The organism is Sphingobacterium thalpophilum, from assembly GCF_038396785.1.
GTDB lineage: Bacteria > Bacteroidota > Bacteroidia > Sphingobacteriales > Sphingobacteriaceae > Sphingobacterium > Sphingobacterium thalpophilum_A.
This window is the reverse complement of record NZ_CP151087.1, coordinates 2962473-2979981: the sequence shown is the minus strand read 5'-3', so window position 1 is coordinate 2979981 and position 17509 is coordinate 2962473. Positions and strand designations below refer to the sequence as shown.

The 17509-nt window shown below is 38.8% G+C and carries 16 protein-coding genes; 6 read left to right on the top strand and 10 right to left on the bottom strand.

Annotated elements, in window-relative coordinates; translation table 11 throughout:
- Positions 1 to 62: 62 nt before the first annotated feature.
- The 4 genes from recA to AACH28_RS13140 form a co-directional block, all read right to left on the bottom strand.
- Positions 63 to 1088 carry a recombinase RecA gene (gene recA / locus AACH28_RS13155; RefSeq protein WP_046674918.1) on the bottom strand — a complete coding sequence of 342 codons (1026 nt, stop codon included), beginning with the start codon at positions 1086 to 1088 and terminating at the stop codon, positions 63 to 65.
- A 67-nt stretch (positions 1089 to 1155) separates the two neighbouring features.
- The gene (gene nth, locus AACH28_RS13150) at positions 1156 to 1833 is read right to left on the bottom strand and encodes an endonuclease III (protein ID WP_341833116.1); all 678 of its coding nucleotides are present in this window, start codon (positions 1831 to 1833) and stop codon (positions 1156 to 1158) included.
- Positions 1834 to 1998: 165 nt separating this feature from the next.
- Positions 1999 to 2190, bottom strand: coding sequence for a hypothetical protein (locus AACH28_RS13145; protein WP_341830697.1), 192 nt, complete (start codon positions 2188 to 2190; stop codon positions 1999 to 2001).
- Positions 2191 to 2270: 80 nt separating this feature from the next.
- Positions 2271 to 3896, bottom strand: coding sequence for a S8 family serine peptidase (locus tag AACH28_RS13140; protein ID WP_341830696.1), 1626 nt, complete (start codon positions 3894 to 3896; stop codon positions 2271 to 2273).
- Between the two features lie 326 nt (positions 3897 to 4222).
- Here AACH28_RS13140 and AACH28_RS13135 point away from each other — a divergent pair, with 326 nt between their 5' ends.
- Positions 4223 to 6331, top strand: coding sequence for a S9 family peptidase (locus AACH28_RS13135; RefSeq protein WP_341830695.1), 2109 nt, complete (start codon positions 4223 to 4225; stop codon positions 6329 to 6331).
- 22 nt (positions 6332 to 6353) lie between these two features.
- Here the strand turns inward: AACH28_RS13135 and AACH28_RS13130 are convergent, their stop codons facing one another.
- Positions 6354 to 6617, bottom strand: coding sequence for a hypothetical protein (locus tag AACH28_RS13130; RefSeq protein WP_046674987.1), 264 nt, complete (start codon positions 6615 to 6617; stop codon positions 6354 to 6356).
- Between the two features lie 575 nt (positions 6618 to 7192).
- Here AACH28_RS13130 and AACH28_RS13125 point away from each other — a divergent pair.
- The 3 genes from AACH28_RS13125 (at position 7193) to argC (ending at position 10371) form a co-directional block, all read left to right on the top strand.
- Positions 7193 to 7909, top strand: a complete 717-nt coding sequence (locus AACH28_RS13125; protein ID WP_070561978.1) for a GNAT family N-acetyltransferase — start codon at positions 7193 to 7195, stop codon at positions 7907 to 7909.
- 161 nt (positions 7910 to 8070) lie between these two features.
- Complete coding sequence (argG, locus tag AACH28_RS13120) at positions 8071 to 9255, top strand: argininosuccinate synthase (protein WP_070561980.1); 1185 nt, start codon at positions 8071 to 8073, stop codon at positions 9253 to 9255.
- Positions 9256 to 9357: 102 nt separating this feature from the next.
- Positions 9358 to 10371: an N-acetyl-gamma-glutamyl-phosphate reductase gene (argC, locus tag AACH28_RS13115; RefSeq protein WP_139144907.1), complete on the top strand. Its 1014-nt coding sequence runs from the start codon at positions 9358 to 9360 to the stop codon at positions 10369 to 10371.
- 273 nt (positions 10372 to 10644) lie between these two features.
- On the opposite strand, the gene AACH28_RS13110 is transcribed toward argC, so the two are convergent.
- The 4 genes from AACH28_RS13110 to AACH28_RS13095 form a co-directional block, all read right to left on the bottom strand.
- Positions 10645 to 11331: a hypothetical protein gene (locus AACH28_RS13110; protein WP_341830694.1), complete on the bottom strand. Its 687-nt coding sequence runs from the start codon at positions 11329 to 11331 to the stop codon at positions 10645 to 10647.
- 10 nt (positions 11332 to 11341) lie between these two features.
- Positions 11342 to 12064 carry an intradiol ring-cleavage dioxygenase gene (locus tag AACH28_RS13105; protein ID WP_070561986.1) on the bottom strand — a complete coding sequence of 241 codons (723 nt, stop codon included), beginning with the start codon at positions 12062 to 12064 and terminating at the stop codon, positions 11342 to 11344.
- 75 nt (positions 12065 to 12139) lie between these two features.
- Positions 12140 to 12829 (bottom strand): LytTR family DNA-binding domain-containing protein, encoded by a 690-nt coding sequence (locus tag AACH28_RS13100; protein ID WP_341830693.1) that lies wholly within the window; start codon positions 12827 to 12829, stop codon positions 12140 to 12142.
- Between the two features lie 62 nt (positions 12830 to 12891).
- Positions 12892 to 14046: a sensor histidine kinase gene (locus tag AACH28_RS13095; RefSeq protein ID WP_341830692.1), complete on the bottom strand. Its 1155-nt coding sequence runs from the start codon at positions 14044 to 14046 to the stop codon at positions 12892 to 12894.
- Positions 14047 to 14475: 429 nt separating this feature from the next.
- On the opposite strand from AACH28_RS13095, the gene AACH28_RS13090 reads away from it, so the two are divergent.
- Positions 14476 to 15768: a DUF3472 domain-containing protein gene (locus AACH28_RS13090; RefSeq protein WP_341830691.1), complete on the top strand. Its 1293-nt coding sequence runs from the start codon at positions 14476 to 14478 to the stop codon at positions 15766 to 15768.
- Between the two features lie 105 nt (positions 15769 to 15873).
- Here AACH28_RS13090 and AACH28_RS13085 read toward each other — a convergent pair whose 3' ends face one another.
- Complete coding sequence (locus AACH28_RS13085) at positions 15874 to 16710, bottom strand: hypothetical protein (protein ID WP_112374060.1); 837 nt, start codon at positions 16708 to 16710, stop codon at positions 15874 to 15876.
- Between the two features lie 273 nt (positions 16711 to 16983).
- On the opposite strand from AACH28_RS13085, the gene AACH28_RS13080 reads away from it, so the two are divergent.
- On the top strand, positions 16984 to 17499 hold the full coding sequence (locus AACH28_RS13080) for an RNA polymerase sigma factor (protein WP_286710087.1): 516 nt from the start codon (positions 16984 to 16986) through the stop codon (positions 17497 to 17499).
- Positions 17500 to 17509: the final 10 nt, after the last annotated feature.

The following is a 17509-nucleotide window of genomic DNA, read 5'->3' as shown; positions in this document are numbered from 1 at the left end:
CGCAAAAAAAATAGCCATCCTAAACAGGATGGCTACCTACATTATACTAATTTTTACAGCAACTAGTCTTCGTTTTCCTCGATGTTAAGCATTGGATCTTCTCCTGTCACTTCAGCTCGGATTTTAGCTTCAAGTTCGTCCATTAAATCCGGATTGTCGAATAATAAGGCTTTAACAGCATCTCGACCTTGTCCTAATTTGGTCTCACCATAGCTAAACCAAGAGCCTGCTTTTTTAATAATACCATATTCAACACCTAGATCAATGATTTCACCTACTTTAGAGATACCTTCACCAAAGATGATATCAAATTCCGCTATGCGGAACGGAGGTGCAACTTTATTTTTTACAATCTTCACTTTTACGCGGTTACCCGATACTTCATCAGAATCTTTGATTTGTGATGTGCGACGGATATCTAAACGTACAGAAGCGTAGAATTTTAATGCATTACCACCAGTTGTTGTTTCTGGGTTGCCAAACATCACACCAATTTTTTCACGCAATTGGTTGATGAAAATACAACAACAGTTTGTTTTTGAAATTGTACCTGTCAACTTACGTAAAGCTTGTGACATCAAACGAGCTTGAAGCCCCATTTTAGAATCACCCATTTCGCCTTCGATCTCACCTTTTGGCACCAAAGCCGCAACGGAGTCAATAACAATAACGTCGATTGCACCAGAACGGATTAGATTATCAGCAATTTCTAAACCTTGCTCGCCATTATCTGGTTGAGAAATCAATAAATTTTCTACATCTACGCCTAATTTTTGAGCGTAATATTTATCAAAAGCATGCTCAGCATCAATGATTGCTGCAATACCGCCTTTTTTTTGTGCTTCGGCAACAATGTGAGTTGCTAAGGTCGTTTTACCTGAAGATTCAGGTCCATATATTTCAATGATACGGCCTTTTGGTACACCACCAATTCCTAAGGCGATATCCAAGCCTAGAGATCCTGTAGAAATAGCTTCGATCGGCTCAACAGCAGTATCACCTAATTTCATAATTGAACCTTTTCCAAAGTTCTTTTCTAATTTATCTAACGTCAGCTGTAAAGCTTTTAGTTTATCTGTGTTGCTCATATTTTTAGTATATATTTCTCAAAATTAAAAATTAAAAATCATAAACCAAATATTTTCACTAAAAAAATTAGCTTTTTGTCTCTGGTATAGCTGAGACACTTTTTATATGGTGATTTTTTTCAAAGTATTTGCACATATAAGTGATCGGGCATTTCTTACACAGTGGCTTTCGGGCCAGGCATATATAACGCCCGTGTAAGATAAGCCAATGATGGGCGATCGCAATTGTATCTTTAGGTAGATTTTTTACCAGCTGTTTTTCCACGGCCAATGGTGTTGTTGCACGATAGGTTAGCCCAAGACGGTTTGCAACACGAAAAACATGGGTATCTACGGCCATAGCGGGATTATGATAAACAACAGAAGAAATAACATTAGCAGTTTTTCGACCCACACCCGGAAGTTTCACAAGATCCTCAATTTTTTCGGGGACAATATTGTCGAACTTTTCAATGAGTAGCTGAGCCATTCCTACAAGGTGTTTGGCCTTATTATTTGGATAGCTTACCGATCTGATATAGCTAAATACTTCATCTACACTAGAGGCTGCCAAGCTGTGTGCATCTGGGTAGCGTGCAAACAATTTGGGCGTGACTTGGTTGATCCTTTTATCTGTACACTGTGCAGATAAAATAACAGCAACCAGTAATTCAAATGGATTGCTATAGTTGAGTTCTGTCTGTGCGTCAGGACTATTTTTGGAGAAATAATCTACGAAAGCCTTGTATCGTTCTTGTTTTAACATCGGTTCAAAACTAGCCAAAATTTCCATTAAAAAAGAAATTTTGAAACCTAGTAGAAGGAGAATAATCTGATTTTAGTTTGTGAAAGGTAAGGTGAGTCACAGTTGTTTTACACTATAGCTGATCATGGATGTCGTAAGGTGAAAAAATAAGGCCTAATCTCCAGATTAGGCCTTTCTTTTTTCTAGTTGTTTAGAATATGCAAGGATATTCTCAACACATCTTTTGCTTGGATGAAGCAACATTTTTGGTAATTGAAGTTTCAATTCATTTTCTACGTCCTCGTCTGTCATTACCTTCTCGTTTTGGGTTCGCAAATTTTGAACTTCGTTTTCTGATTGGGTAAAGTTTTCTACCATAAGCATCTGTTGTTTTGTCTCTGTAAGTTAATTAATTAAACGGACAAAAGATAGTTTTGGTATAAAAAACGAGAAAATATTTATTTTTTCTTTCTGTTAGTATATTCCTCCGCTTTTATAATAGCGTTATACGCATTAACGATTCCTCCAGTGACCGAAATGTCTGCTAATCTAACCGTTTTGCTGGCATCTTCACCGACTTTTACCTGTACCAGTTGATTCGGCTTTTCTACCGATTCCATAATAATTTGTTTCGTTTCCACAGCGCTCAAATTAGGGTAATAAGAACGAATCATGGCGGCCAGACCGGCGACAACGGGAGCAGCCATACTGGTGCCCTGTTCTTCTTTATACTTGGAATCCGGTACGGTAGAGTTGATGTAGACACCAGGCGCGAAAACATCGACAGTTTTTTTACCATAATTGGAAAAATCAGCCAAAAGTTCATTGTCCAAATGAAGGCCTGTTGCACCTACTGTGATCCAGGCATTGGCAACCCCGGTTGTGTCACCTTTTACATCCGTATAATACTTCATCGGAAAATTAGGTTCTATATCGTTATCTTCACTGTCATTTCCTGCGGCATGTACCATCAGTACATCTTTGGATTCAGCATATTTGATGGCATCATCTACGGCCTGTTTATTATAGGCATAACTTTTTCCAAAGCTCATGTTAAGTACTTTAGCGCCATTGTCTGCTGCATAGCGAATGGCATTTGCGACGTCTTTATCACGTTCATCACCATCAGGGACAAGTCTAACTGTGAGTATTTTAACATTGTCCGCTACGCCGTTGATACCAACATTATTATTACGTTTTGCACCAATGATTCCAGCGACATGGCTACCATGTAATGCGTCCGGTCCTTTTACGTCCGCGTTGCCATAATGTCGCTCTGAAGCATCTTCATAATTATCTCCAACAATAGGTCGAGAATCGTATGCTTTGTTTAAATGATAATCAACTTGATTGTTGAAATATTTTGCACCTTCGGTGATATCATCAAAAAATTTGGCGAAGCCGCCGTTGTTGATTTCATCCTTTGCATAGCCAAGTGCGATACGTTGCGTGTTTGTGGTTGCTTTGAAATTGTCTATATCCTCCTGTGTGATATCTTCGGGCTTTTTACCTATTTCACGTACCACAGCGTCTATGTTACGTTTGAGCGCATCGTAGGAAAATTGGCCCATCTTAGCTTCTTCTAACTTGTTTTTATATTTGGCAAGCATCTTTTGATAACTAGCGAAAGCTTTTCGATCAGTTTCATTGAGTTCTGTTGCTGCTGTGATGTTTGCAAACTTTTTGTCCAGAACCCTAAGCTGTCTTGTCAATTCCAGGTTATCGAACTGAACGTCCTTTCCATCGGCGTTTCCAATAAAATTCCAGCCGTATTTATCATTAATATAGCCATTACCATCATTATCTATACCATTCGTGAGACTATCTTTCGTATTGATCCACACAACATCTTTGAGATCCTCGTGATAAACATCAACACCTCCATCCAATACCCCAACAATGACTGGAGTAGATTTTCTTCCTTTCAATAACGTTTTATATGTTTTTTCGGTACTGATTCCCATGACCCCATCTGTTTTATAATCCAAATTGAACCAATTTGCTGGAATGGTATCGGATTGTCCGAAAGAGATAAGGGGCAATGAGCCTAAAGCAATTAGATATAGTGATTGTTTTAAATTCATATGTAAATAATTCTTAATGAAGTGTCTGCTTTCATTTGTTGCAATGCACGCGTTCCACCTGGTTATTCTCTCCTGTTTATTTTAAATTTTCTTCATGAGCGTGTAAGCTCGCATATTCCTGCCTATAGCAGAATAGCAAAGATAATGCTAATGCCTCTTCTGAACTGTTAATTTTTATTAAAAGTATTTATAATCCATATCTCTTAGCAAACTGTTGACGAAATATCTTAAATTCAAACCATTTCTAAGAGTCGCCTGTTTTATTTAGATGATCTAGATAGCTAGGATAAGAAAGAGTATATATTGATTAGCGTATAAAAGAGCGAATGCAACAAAATAAGAAAATAGTTTGGCCTAATGTGATGGCCCCAGTGGCGGCAATTTACCCTCATGTCAGAAAGATACATGATGATGCTGTGCAAGATGATTATTACTGGATGATTGATTACTTTAAAAAAGGAGAAAAATCGCAAGAAGTTATTGACTATCTGGAAGAGGAAAACAATTATACCAATTTAATGCTTCAAGATACCGAAGATTTACAGGAAAATCTTTTTGATGAATTGAAATCCCGGATTAAGGAAAAGGACGAGTCTGTGCCTTATTACAAAAATGGCTATTATTATTATAGCCGGACGGAAGAGGGAAAACAATATTTTAAATTCTGTCGGAAAAAGGGTACGCTTGAGGGCGAAGAAGAAGTGCTATTGGATGTAGATCAGCTTGCCCAAGGGCATGCATATTATACGGCAAAGGGATTTTCGGTTAGTCCGGATAATCGTTTGCTTGCCTTTAGTGTGGATACCGTATCCCGGAGGGAATATACCATATTTATCAAAAATATTGAGACCGGAGAAATTTATCCCGACCAGATAAAGAATACAGAGGGGGCAGCGATATGGGGAAATGATAATCGAACCTTGTTCTATACGGCCAAGAATCCTGTTACCTTGCTTAGTGAAAAGATTATGCGGCATACACTGGGGGGCGATCCTGCAGCAGATGTGCTTGTGTATGAAGAAAAAGATAACACAAATTATATCGGAGTTGGTAAATCCAAAAATGGAAAATATATTATGATCAATTCTGAAGGGACATTGTCCTCAGAAATTTGGTTATTAAATGCTGACTCACCGCAATCGGAATTTCGTATTTTTCAACCTAGGATACAGGATGTTCTCTATTCCGTTGTTGTATTGGAAGATCGGTTCTTAATACTGACAAATGATGGAGCTATTAATTTCCGAATCATGCAATGTCCCTTAGATCGTACAGATCGCAGCCACTGGCAGCCATTCATAGACCATCGACCGGATGTATTGGTCAGCGATATTGAAGAGTTTAAGGATTTTCTGGCGATTGCTGAACGAAAAAATGGATTGACCCAATTGGCAATTTATAATTTAAAGAGTCAGCATCAGCACTATTTGGATTTCGGAGAAGTTGCCTATACGGTATACCCGGGTATTAATGTTGAATACAACAGTGATAAGTTACGATATGGCTATACTTCTTTAGTGACACCAAGCTCAGTCTATGAATATGATATGGCTAAGCAGAAGAAAATATTATTAAAGCAACAGGAGATTTTGGGAGGGTATGACCAAACCGCGTATATCACCGAACGTGTTTTTGCAACAGCAAGAGATGGTGTTCAAGTGCCCATCTCTATTGTTTATAAAAAGGGAACCAAACTTGATGGTTCAGCTCCATTGTTGCAATATGCCTACGGATCTTATGGTGCGTCGATGGATCCCACTTTTTCGAGCAATCGACTAAGTCTGTTGGATCGTGGATTTATCTATGCCTTGGCACATATCAGAGGCGGTGAGGAAATGGGGCGCCAATGGTATGAAGATGGAAAAATGATGCACAAGATGAATACCTTTTATGATTTTGTGGATTGTGGTAAATACCTGATTGATCAACATTATTGTATGCCCGAACATCTCTATGCGCAAGGGGGAAGTGCCGGAGGTTTGCTGATGGGTGTAATCGCTAATATTGCGCCTGAGCAATATCATGGCATAATAGCTCAGGTACCATTTGTAGATGTGGTGAATACCATGTTGGATGATACAATACCGTTGACTACAAATGAGTATGATGAATGGGGTAACCCCAATGAGAAGGAAGCCTATTATTATATGAAGGCCTATTCTCCATATGAAAACATTGAAGCAAAAGAATACCCTAATTTATTGGTCACAACCGGGCTGCACGATAGTCAGGTGCAGTATTTTGAACCAGCAAAATGGGTAGCAAAACTGAGAGCTACTAAAATAGGAGATGCGGTTTTACTGTTAAAAACAGATATGGATTATGGTCATGGTGGGGCATCGGGTCGATTTGACTATTTAAAGGAAATTGCATTGGAATATGCTTTTCTCTTTAAATTGGAAGGGATTATTCCAAATTATACAAACGAACAATAAAAAAGCGGTATTAGCCGCTTTTTTATTGTTGAGCATGATTAATGCTATCCTGTTGTTTTTGTAAACGCTCTTCCCGCTCGATCTCTCTAGAGTCGATCTGATGCTGTTGATAATTGTCCATGGCCACTTTACTGGCTTTCTGCGATACGTAGATCGCTAATAGGGCAACAATAGTAATGATTGCTATTCCCCAGGCATATTTATGTTTGTCCTGTTTGACGAGCCAATACATAAAGATAATGTAAGGGACGGCAAAAATAAGATAGAAAATTAAACTCGGTGACATACTATTCTCCATTAAATGATCCCTACAAAAGTATCGTTTTTGACTAAAAATAACGAACCGATAGAAAAAACAACAATTTCAATTGATAAAGCCTTAAACCTTTATCCGTTTTATTGTCAAATTAATATCGCGAATGTGATCATTCTATTGCCGACTTGTTGTGGATTAATTGCTTGAAAATGAAGCTTGCAGGAAGGTTTTGACGGTGGATTGTAAATTTTTAATTTTTGCAAAAAATCAAGGAGAATATTGTGGAAAAGAAAAAAATATTTTTATACATTTGCATCGTCAGAAACAATTGACAGAGCATAAAAAAATGAAACAGAACAAAAAGAACGATTATTCTTATATTCAAACTTTTGAGAAGTTTATGAAGAAGGTCTTTTGTGCTTTCATTTTTGTAGAAATACCTGTTTTACGCCTCCGACGACCTATACTACCTCGGGCTTGATTTGAGGTAGTGAATCTTTCCAAGCAAGACCATGATTGTCCGATGGTTTTGAATCCATTATTTTAATTTATTTAGTAACAAAACACAACAGTAGTTGTTGTTTTATTATTAGGGTCGTAAGTCAATGACTATATCAGATTTTTTAATTATCCCGGCTAAACCTGAGCATGCACATTATGCAGAGGTTATTTGCGACGAAATGTTCGAGTCTGCAAAGGCTCGTGGTACTGGTATTGCGCGTCGTAAACCAGAATACGTTGCCAACAAGATGAATGAAGGTAAAGCAGTGATTGCTTTACATAGAGATGGCCGATGGGCAGGTTTTTGTTATATAGAAACTTGGGGGCATGGTGATTATGTTGCGAACTCAGGTTTGATTGTCAATCCCGAATTCAGAAAAGTCGGTTTGGCAAAAGCGATCAAAAAAAGAGTCTTCGAACTTTCCCGTGAGAAATACCCTAAAGCGAAGATCTTTGGTTTGACAACCGGGTTTGCCGTGATGAAAATCAACTCAGAACTAGGCTATGAACCGGTTCCATATTCCGAATTGACCTCCGATGATGAATTTTGGAAGGGTTGTCAAAGTTGCGTGAATTATGAAATTCTGATGAGCAAAGACCGTAAAAACTGTATGTGTACAGCCATGCTTTGGGACCCTGAAGAGAAAGAACGTGAATTGCGAGAGAAGATCCAGCGCAAGCATGAAGCGAAAGAACGCTTGGAAAGAATTACACAAAAACAGTCTCTGTTAAAGCGTATACAGGCGAAGTTTTGGAAATCGGCCAATAAATTTATTGCCGTCAATTTTCCGAAGCATAACAAAGTCGCAAAAGGATATTAAGCTAAAGCTGAGCGATTATATTGAAAATAGATGTAACAGGTAACTGAAGACGTTCATAATAACAAGATCAGTTCAAGGTTCTCTCAACATAATAATAAAAAACCGAGTGAAACGAGCTTAAATCAGCCGTTGAAAACAAACACTCATAAAATAACATTCTAATGAAAAAAGTAGTTTTAGCATTTAGTGGCGGATTAGATACTTCATTCTGTTGTATTTATCTTACACAAGATTTAGGTTTAGAAGTTCATTCCGTAGTTGTAAATACAGGTGGTTTTTCGGATGAAGAATTAAAAAATATTGAAGAACGTGCTTATGCTTTAGGTGTGAAATCACATACAGCTATAGACGAAACGGCAGACTATTACCGCGAAACTATTAAATTTTTGATTTTTGGCAATGTGTTAAAAAATGCGACTTATCCATTGTCAGTATCTGCTGAGCGTGTATGCCAAGCAACCGCAATTGCAAACTACGCAAAGAAAATTGGTGCTGAATGTGTTGCTCATGGATCTACCGGCGCAGGAAACGACCAAGTACGTTTCGATATGATTTTCCAGACCCTGATTCCAGGAGTGGAAATTATCACCCCAATCCGTGATCTGCAATTGTCGCGTGAAGCCGAAATTGAGTATTTGAATAAGCATGGTGTAGAGTATTCTGCTGAAAAAGCAAAATACTCCATCAATAAAGGACTTTGGGGTACTTCTGTTGGTGGAGCAGAAACATTGACATCCAACCAATATTTGCCTGAATCGGCATGGCCAACTCCAGTGACTTCTTCAGAGCCACAACAAATTACAATCGATTTTGAAAAAGGAGAGCCTGTGGCCTTAAATGGTGAGAAAATGGCTTCTGTTAAAGTGATCCAAGAATTGCAGGCAATCGCTCAACCATACGGTATTGGCCGTGATATCCACGTGGGTGATACCATCATTGGTATCAAAGGTCGTGTGGGTTTTGAAGCTGCTGCTTCTGTCATTTTAATTAAGGCACACCATGCCTTAGAAAAACATACCTTGACCAAATGGCAATTGTCTTGGAAAGACCAAATCGCTGCTTTCTATGGAAATTATATGCACGAAGGCCAAATGCACGATCCCGTTATGCGTGATATCGAAGCTTTCTTACAATCTTCACAAGAAACAGTGACTGGCCGAGTGATTGTTGAACTTCACCCATACCGTTTTGTCGTCATTGGTGTCGAGTCTGAACACGATTTGATGTCCAATAAATTCGGTAGCTATGGTGAGATGAATAAGGGCTATACAGGTGACGATGTGAAAGGTTTCTCCAAAATTTTTGGAAATCAAACCATCATTTGGCACAAAGTGAATAAAAAATAAACCGTGTTTTGTGCCCTGTATTTTTTCTTAACGTAAAATTGATAAGAAAAAATACAGGGCATAATGGGGGACAACACATCCCTAAATTCTAAATTCAAAAAAATGATAAGAGTAGGAATAATTGGTTCGGCAGGATATACTGGTGGTGAATTATTACGTGTATTGATTTATCATCCTGAGGTGGAAATCGTATTTGCTAATAGTGCTTCCAATGCAGGAAATAAGTTATATGAAGTTCACAATGATTTATTTGGCGATACTGAATTGACCTTCTCTTCCGACTATCACTCCGCGATTGATGTCTTGTTTTTATGTGTGGGCCATGGAGATGCACGCAAATTTTTAGATGCAAATCCGATCGATGCATCCGTGAAGATTATTGATCTTTCACAAGATTATCGTCTTCGTGCGAATACAGCTTTCCAAGGGCACCAATTTGTGTATGGGCTTCCAGAACTAAACAAAGAAGCAATCAAAACAGCGCAGTATATTGCAAACCCAGGATGCTTTGCTACAAACATACAATTGGCTTTATTGCCATTAGCGAGTAAAGGCTTATTACCGGATCAAATCCATGTTAATGCAACGACTGGATCAACAGGAGCGGGGCAAAAACCGGGTGCAACCACGCATTTTTCCTGGCGTAACAATAATCTTTCTGCTTACAAATCTTTTGAACACCAGCATTTACAGGAAATTTCAGAATCTTTGGATCAGCTGCAAGCGGGATTTTTACCGGTGTCAGCAGGATCGTTGTTGGAACGTGCTGCAGCAAAAATTAATTTTGTTCCACAACGTGGAGATTTTGCCCGGGGAATTTTCTCGGCTATTTATGTAGACACCGATTTGTCTGAAGAGCAGGCCTACGCATTGTATGAGAGCTATTATGCCGCTCACCCTTTTACGCATATCAGCAAAAAAAATATCGACCTTAAGCAGGTTGTCAATACAAATAAAAGTATTATCCACCTTGAAAAGCACGGAAATAAGCTCCTTATTTTAAATGCGACTGATAATTTGCTTAAAGGAGCATCCGGTCAAGCTGTACAAAATATGAACTTAATGTTCGGTTTAGACGAGCGTACAGGATTAAACTTGAAAAGCGTTGGTTTTTAACCCTTTTTAGGATATTAAACAGCAATATTAACAAGTTGTGAATAACTTGGGAGTTCGTCCTGAAAGCGAAATAAGGTTTTCAACATTTTATTAACATCGTGTGGAAAAGTGAAGGGTAGATCCTTCACTTTTTTTATGAATCGGGCTTTCGAAACGTACATTATCCAGTTATGAACAATGATATGTCGTTTTTCAAAAAAACGGACTCTTATGTCGACAGCCTATTGAATCAGAGTGAATTGATAGGTTGGACTTTGATGATGGATATTATTTTTAGAAACTCAAAACTACCAAAAGGCCAGTTGCTGATAAACATTCGATGTCCAAATTGTTTGAATATGGTAGATAAAGACCATCAAATGGATAAAGGATGCGTTCTTCAATTTCAAAATTACAATCTAACGTAAATGCAAATACGTTTTTGTGGTCTGGGCCAGTTTGTAATTCAAAATCATGTTTTCCAGCAAATGCACCGAAGTAGAACTGAAAATCAGTAGCTAAATCGGTGCCTACAGGATACATCTTGTTTTTCTCAAATGAAGATGTAAATGGAAGATCCACGATATGAGGTAGTGTAGGAGTGTGTATTGTCGAATTAAGTCCAAATTCTTGAAAGGTCACTGGGCCTTCAGTTTCGGACGATGCCCTTATATGAATTGCCGTACTATTTCCAGGATTGCATATTAAGATTGTCCCAACGGGTACCGTGTAGGTTTGGCCATTCATTGTTACAAGTAGATCCCCAATCAAAGGAATCAAAAGCGAGACCGTACCTTTATTGGTCGGGAGATCCAAAGTGCCTTGAGGCGCAACTTCCCAGTTATTGACCTGTTGAAGTCGACCAATAGACTCCCGGTGAGGAGAAGCAAAGGAACCATAATTGAGTGTGCTTCTGACTACATGAGTTCCGATGGATGTTTCCCCACGCTGTTCCGCGATATAGATTCTAATATCCTGCATGATCAGGCTGTTAAGCATTTACATGAATTGTCATTTTCATTTGGAAACCTTCAGATAAGGATCCTGTGACCGTAGACATTTCCTTGGTAACACCATCGCTGAATACGTTGTCGTTGGCATTATAGGTATAGCCTGAAACTCCTTTTTTGTAACCATAAGATGAACCTGTATTATTGACTTCAAGACACAGGCTATCTTGAAAAGCGATTTGTGTCACTAATAGCGATTTACCGGTAGCATCATATACATGGACGTGAATATGTGTTGCTCGGCCTTGATACCAGCCCGGAAAGATGGTTTGGAAAGAAACAAGTCCATTGGCATTGGTAACTTGTCTACCACGATACCAATTGACAGACTGATAGTTGCTGGATTGCATTTGTGTTCCACCATATTGCGAGTAATTACCTTCCACATCACAATGCCATATATCCACTAAGGCACCTTCTAGTGCCGCACAGTTATTATTTGTATTGACAATAGTAATTAAACCGAGCATATTAGCCCCAATACCATCACCTTTGCGTATATCTGAGCGGACATAACTTGAAGGTGTTTTTGTCGGAAAGGGCCCTTCGGTTTCAGATGGTGTCACACTACAGCTTGAATCGACATTGACGTCAGTGCCCTCGTCCGTGGTTGATGCGGTATCGTCTTTCTTGCAGGCTGCCCAGACCATTGGACCTGTAAATGCCAGCAATGATAAGGTTTTTATAAAATTTTTGCGTTCCATATCTCTTCTTTTTTATGAATGGAAGCAAGGTAGTGGACGGAGATGTAAAATAATGTTAAGTGTCGATAAAGAGGCTTATTGCATCGACGAATCACGTAAACATTTGATCACTTCATTATAGTACCCATCGCCGACTTTCAATGTGAAGTTGGGTAATTGTATTTTACGTTGTGAAAACGTAATGATGTGTTTGACCGCGATAACAAAACTGCGATGAATGCGGATAAACTGATTTGGCGGTAAACGATCCAACATGGCTTTCATCGTCGACAAAGTCAATATTGTTTTTCCTTGTATGAGATGAATTTTGATATAATCTTGCATGCTTTCCAAACACTCAATTTCATCAAGGTAGATTTTGATGCGTTGATATTCCATATTAACGATTAAGAAAGGGCGATGGCTCTGTGAAGCTGAACGTGTCATTGCCTTATCGATAGCCCGTTCAAAACGAGTGAAGTCAAATGGTTTGAGAAGATAGTCTACTGAATCAAGTTCAAATCCATCTATCGCATATTCTTTATGTGCCGTAGTGAAAATCAATAAGGGTCTTGGATTTAAGTTTTTTGCAAAATCAATACCGTTGATTTCGAGCATATCAATATCCAAAAAAATCAAATCAACACTGTTATTGGCGAGATACAACTTCGCTTCATGGGGGTTATTGAAGGTTCCAGCAAGCTGTATAGCGGGATGCTTTGCTGTGAACGTAGAAATAACACGAAGAGCCAATGGTTCATCGTCAAGAGCTATGCAAGTTAACATCGATTAAATTAAGATAGACTGCTTTATGTATACATAATCGTATAGCCTAATATAAAAACAATTTATGGAGAAATATAGAGGATAAGCTGAACAAAAAAAGAATGATCCTCCTGTTGGATCGTCAGGCGGTGCCTGTCGGCATAAAAATGTTCCAATAGACGTTGAACATTTTTAAGGCCTGTTCCTGTGCGGTGTTGTTCGGTTGACTGTGTAGCAATGCTATTCTTTACATTTAATGTGCAGGATGTTGGCGTTAGAATGACCTCAAAACTTAATTGGCAGGGCTCTATGGTGCTTAATCCATATTTGTACGCATTTTCAACAAAAGGAAGCAGCACAAATGCGTGTATCGTTTTAGGGTGTTCGAGCCCCGTATAGTGTTCACTGATCGAACAATTCGGGCCAATGCGTAGCTTTTGGAAATTGATAAAATCTTGTATAGCCTGGATTTCGATCTTGATGTCAATCGTATCACTGTGCCGTTCATCCATGTAATAACGCATTAATTGCGAAAGACGATGAATACTACTTGCGACGGCATCATCATTGGTCAGTGCCAATGCGTAAATATTATTTAAGGTATTAAACAAGAAGTGGGGGTGGACTTGCGCTTTTAAAAAGGAAAGTTCGGCCTTCATACGGTCTTGTTCGACCAATTGCATTTTTTGCTGCGTTTCCATCCAATAGGTTACGATTCTATAGAGCGCGGCAAGGCTAATAGTTAACAGGAAAATATACACAGAAGCGATATCGATAGGTTGTGGCCGTTGTCCCGGGGATTGCCCTGGACCTCGGTATGGGAAATGCCTAGCAGATGGTGGCGGTGGAAAATCAGGATGATGCCTAGGTGAAAATTCTCTGTCCCCAGGGGTCGGTAATTGTTGACGTCCAATACGCATCAGCCGGTCAAAGGGCTGAAGATAGCAAGCTAGTAACAAACCTGTCAAAATAATGGAGATTCCGTAACTGATAAATTTTCGATGCCTTATGCTGTATGGAATCAGTACATAGGCATTGACATAAAATAGGATTAAAAAACAGCCCGTGAAAATCCAAAATGCTGCTGCAATAAGCATTTCCTTGATTCCCAGTTGGCCGTTGTTAAAAAATAGTACTGGAAAAGACAAGAAAATAAGCCAGGCGAGTCCATGGATCAATATGGAGATTTGTCGTTGTCCTAAGATACGTTTTGATGTGCTATAAGCAGATTTGTCCATGGAGCTTGCTATTTTAGCTTTTATAAAAGGGGACTCTGATCCTAAAAATACACAAAAAGATTAGATCGTATTTTTAAAATGTTAAAATATGCATCTCATTTTATAATAGTTCATTTAAATGGAAAGGAATGGTGGTCAATTATTGCTGTTTTTTTACACAATCGATTGATATACATTTCCTTTCTTTTTCTGTAAATCTAAGCCTTATCTTCATCAAATAATCCAGTTTCACAAACCGAGACCATCTTTATTCAATAGTAAAGTGCAACAGAAAGATAGCTTATAAATTGAGTTTCAGAATAGCTAAAGGAGTTTGGTTTTGTGAAGTATTCGAGTGTAATAGCATCTCGAGTTTATGACGAATATGAATAACCACAGGTAGTATAACTAACTTAAGGTTGATATATAAATTGATAAAAAAAATAAAGTATGAAAAGAAAACACTTTATCCAGTATCTCTTTCTGGGAGCTTTATCCTGTCTTACGATAAGCGGTATAGCGCAGACAGCAGTGAAGACGTATGCCGTTCCTCTAGCCGGGAATGCTTTCATCACCGCAGGGCAAGCCGGTGATGCGGAAATTTCCGGTCGTAATGGCCTCGTAAAATGGTCAAGCAATCAGGAAGTGGCATCGGTTTATTTTCGGGCTCAGAGAGCAAGGAAATTGACATTAAAGCTGAAAGCGAAAAATGATGCTGGGAAATCTAAAATAGAAATTGACGCACTAGGGAAAAAAGCCGTTGTAGATGTTGAAGGTACTGAACTTGCCGAAACAGCTCCGCTGTCCATTGAAATAAAGGCTCCCGGTTATGTTCGGGTCGACCTAAAAGGAGTCAGTAAATCGGGCAGTAATTTTGCTAATGTGACAGAACTACTTGTTAGCGGTGAAGCCGCGTCAGAAGGACTTATCTATTCTGATAACCCCGACTATTACTACTGGTCCCGAAGAGGACCTTCCTGTCATCTTAATTATACCGTTCCTACGGAGGGCAACGTGAGTTACTATTATAATGAAGTTACCGTCCCTCAAGGCGAAGATAAAGTTGGTTCCTATTTTATGGCGAATGGTTTTGGCGAAGGCTACTTTGGTATACAGGTTAATTCAGAAACCGAACGGCGTATTTTATTTTCCGTATGGAGTCCTTTCCATACAGATGATCCGAAAAGTATTCCGGACGAGCAAAAAATCCATCTGCTAAAAAAAGGAAAGGATGTGCATTCGGGCGAGTTTGGAAATGAAGGGTCAGGCGGGCAGAGTTACCGTAAGTACTTTTGGAAAGCAGGTATAACTTATAAGTTTCTCTTGAAAGGTGTGCCCGATGGAAAAGGGAATACCGATTATACGGCTTGGTTTTTTGTGCCTGAAGAGCATGCATGGAATGTGATCGCAAGCTTCAAACGTCCACAGACAAATACCTACCTGAAACGATTCCATAGTTTCTTGGAGAACTTTAGTCCGAATCAAGGCTACCTGGGTAGAAAGGTCGATTTTGGCAATCAATGGGTCTATGATGGGCAATGGAAAGCTGTACAAGCGGCTTCTTTCAGTGTCGATAATACCTATCGTGCAAATCAGCGCATTGATGCAATCGGCGGGATTACGAAAAATGGATACTTTCTCCGTAATGGTGGTTTCTTTAATGACATTGTTAAGCCAGGAAGTACATTTGAATTCATGAATAAAAATAGTGCTCCGAAAATTGATTTTGACAAACTACCTTAATCAAAAAGGAATAAAGACGATGCCTTATTGTTGCTCAAAGTTTATCCTAAACAAAAAAGAGTCGCATTTCAATGCGACTCTTTTTTGTTTTGTACAGCTCTGGATTTATTTTTCAGATAGTTTGATATCACGTTCTACCGAAACATTATCTCCTGTAACAGCGTTACCATCCTTATCTACTAGGGTCAATTTTACTTTATTGTTGCCCATTGGCAGCCCTTTTATCTCATACGGCCCCCATTTGTCCAATGTAAATGTCTGGCCATTGATATCTGCAATTACTTTGTTGCCGTCTGGAGCAAGTTTGGTATTGACTAGGTAAAAATCTAACAGTAGATTTTTTGTTTCATCTCCCTTATACTCGCCTTTAGGTCGAGAATAGAAAAGCGATGGTTCCTTTGGCGTTGCATCTGTCGTCAATTTACCCGTTGCATCAATCTTAAATTTTACCAATTTAGAAGCTTCAGTGGTTTTTATGGATTCATGATAGGATCTCGATAGAAACGAGAGTAGGTAATGTTCCGAATTTAACGGTACGGTTACGGAGTTCTCGGGCTTATAAAGAGCCGTATAAGGTTTATTGTCTAAAATAAAATGAATATGCTGTCCATCATGCGAATTCGCCATATGGGCGGCATGGGCATCATCGGTCATCTCAGTCAATTTGAAATTCTTAATCGCATATTTTACAGTTACTTTTGCGGAGTCTGTTCCTACCTTTTCTGCAGTGATCGAGGCGATCTGCAGATCAGCTCCAGGAAATTCTTTCGAGTCTGCAATGGGACTAACGGTGATAGAGTCCATTTTTTGTGCAGTATTTGTGTCGATACTGCTGCTTGAGTCAGCTCCACCTGTACTTTTCGTAGAAGAGTTGTTACATCCAATGGCGCCTACTAGGAGTGCTACTGCAGCAGTAATACCTGTAATTCTGTAATACTTCATAATTTTTTTGTTTAAATTTTTAATCATTCAGCATCTTAAGTAACAGTCTATATACCTATTTTGTTTGTAATAAGGTTAAAAATAGGCCGTTTGGGCTACTCATTGAAGTTTAATACACAGTGAATTAAATATTTTTAAAAAAATAGTCATATTAGATGTAATAAATCGATAAGCTGAAATGTCTTGATAATATAAAAGGCACAGGTGATACGGAGATGGAGCAAAAGCCGATTAGAAGATTAAAATAGCGTAAGTCTCAATATTGACGATAACATGAACCAAGAGCAATTTAAAAATACCGTTTTCATCCATAAGGATAAGCTATTTCGCTTTGCGAAACGGATCTTGGTTGATGATGACGAGGCTTTTGATGCGGTACAAAATGTGATGATGCGTTTGTGGCAATTAAAAGATCAGCTGCTTCAGTATAAAAATATGGAAGCCTTCTGCATGCAGAGTGTCAAAAATGAAGCGCTCAATCGTCTAAAAAAAGATAAGGTCAGGGCAGACTTTGTTGAGCAGCATCAGGTTGTTACCATGACGGAACATACTGTTGGGAATACGAAAGAAATTATCCTTGAAATGATCAATTCCCTTCCCGAAAAACAACGGCTTGTTATGCATCTGCGCGATGTTGAGGATTATGACATCGATGAAATCGGTGAAGTATTGGAGATGGGCGAGTCTGCGGTAAGAGTTAATCTGATGCGTGCTAGACAGAAGGTAAAAGAACAATTGACAAAATTATTCGATTATGAAACCATGAGGATTTATTCTGATAAGAAATAAACCCGATTGT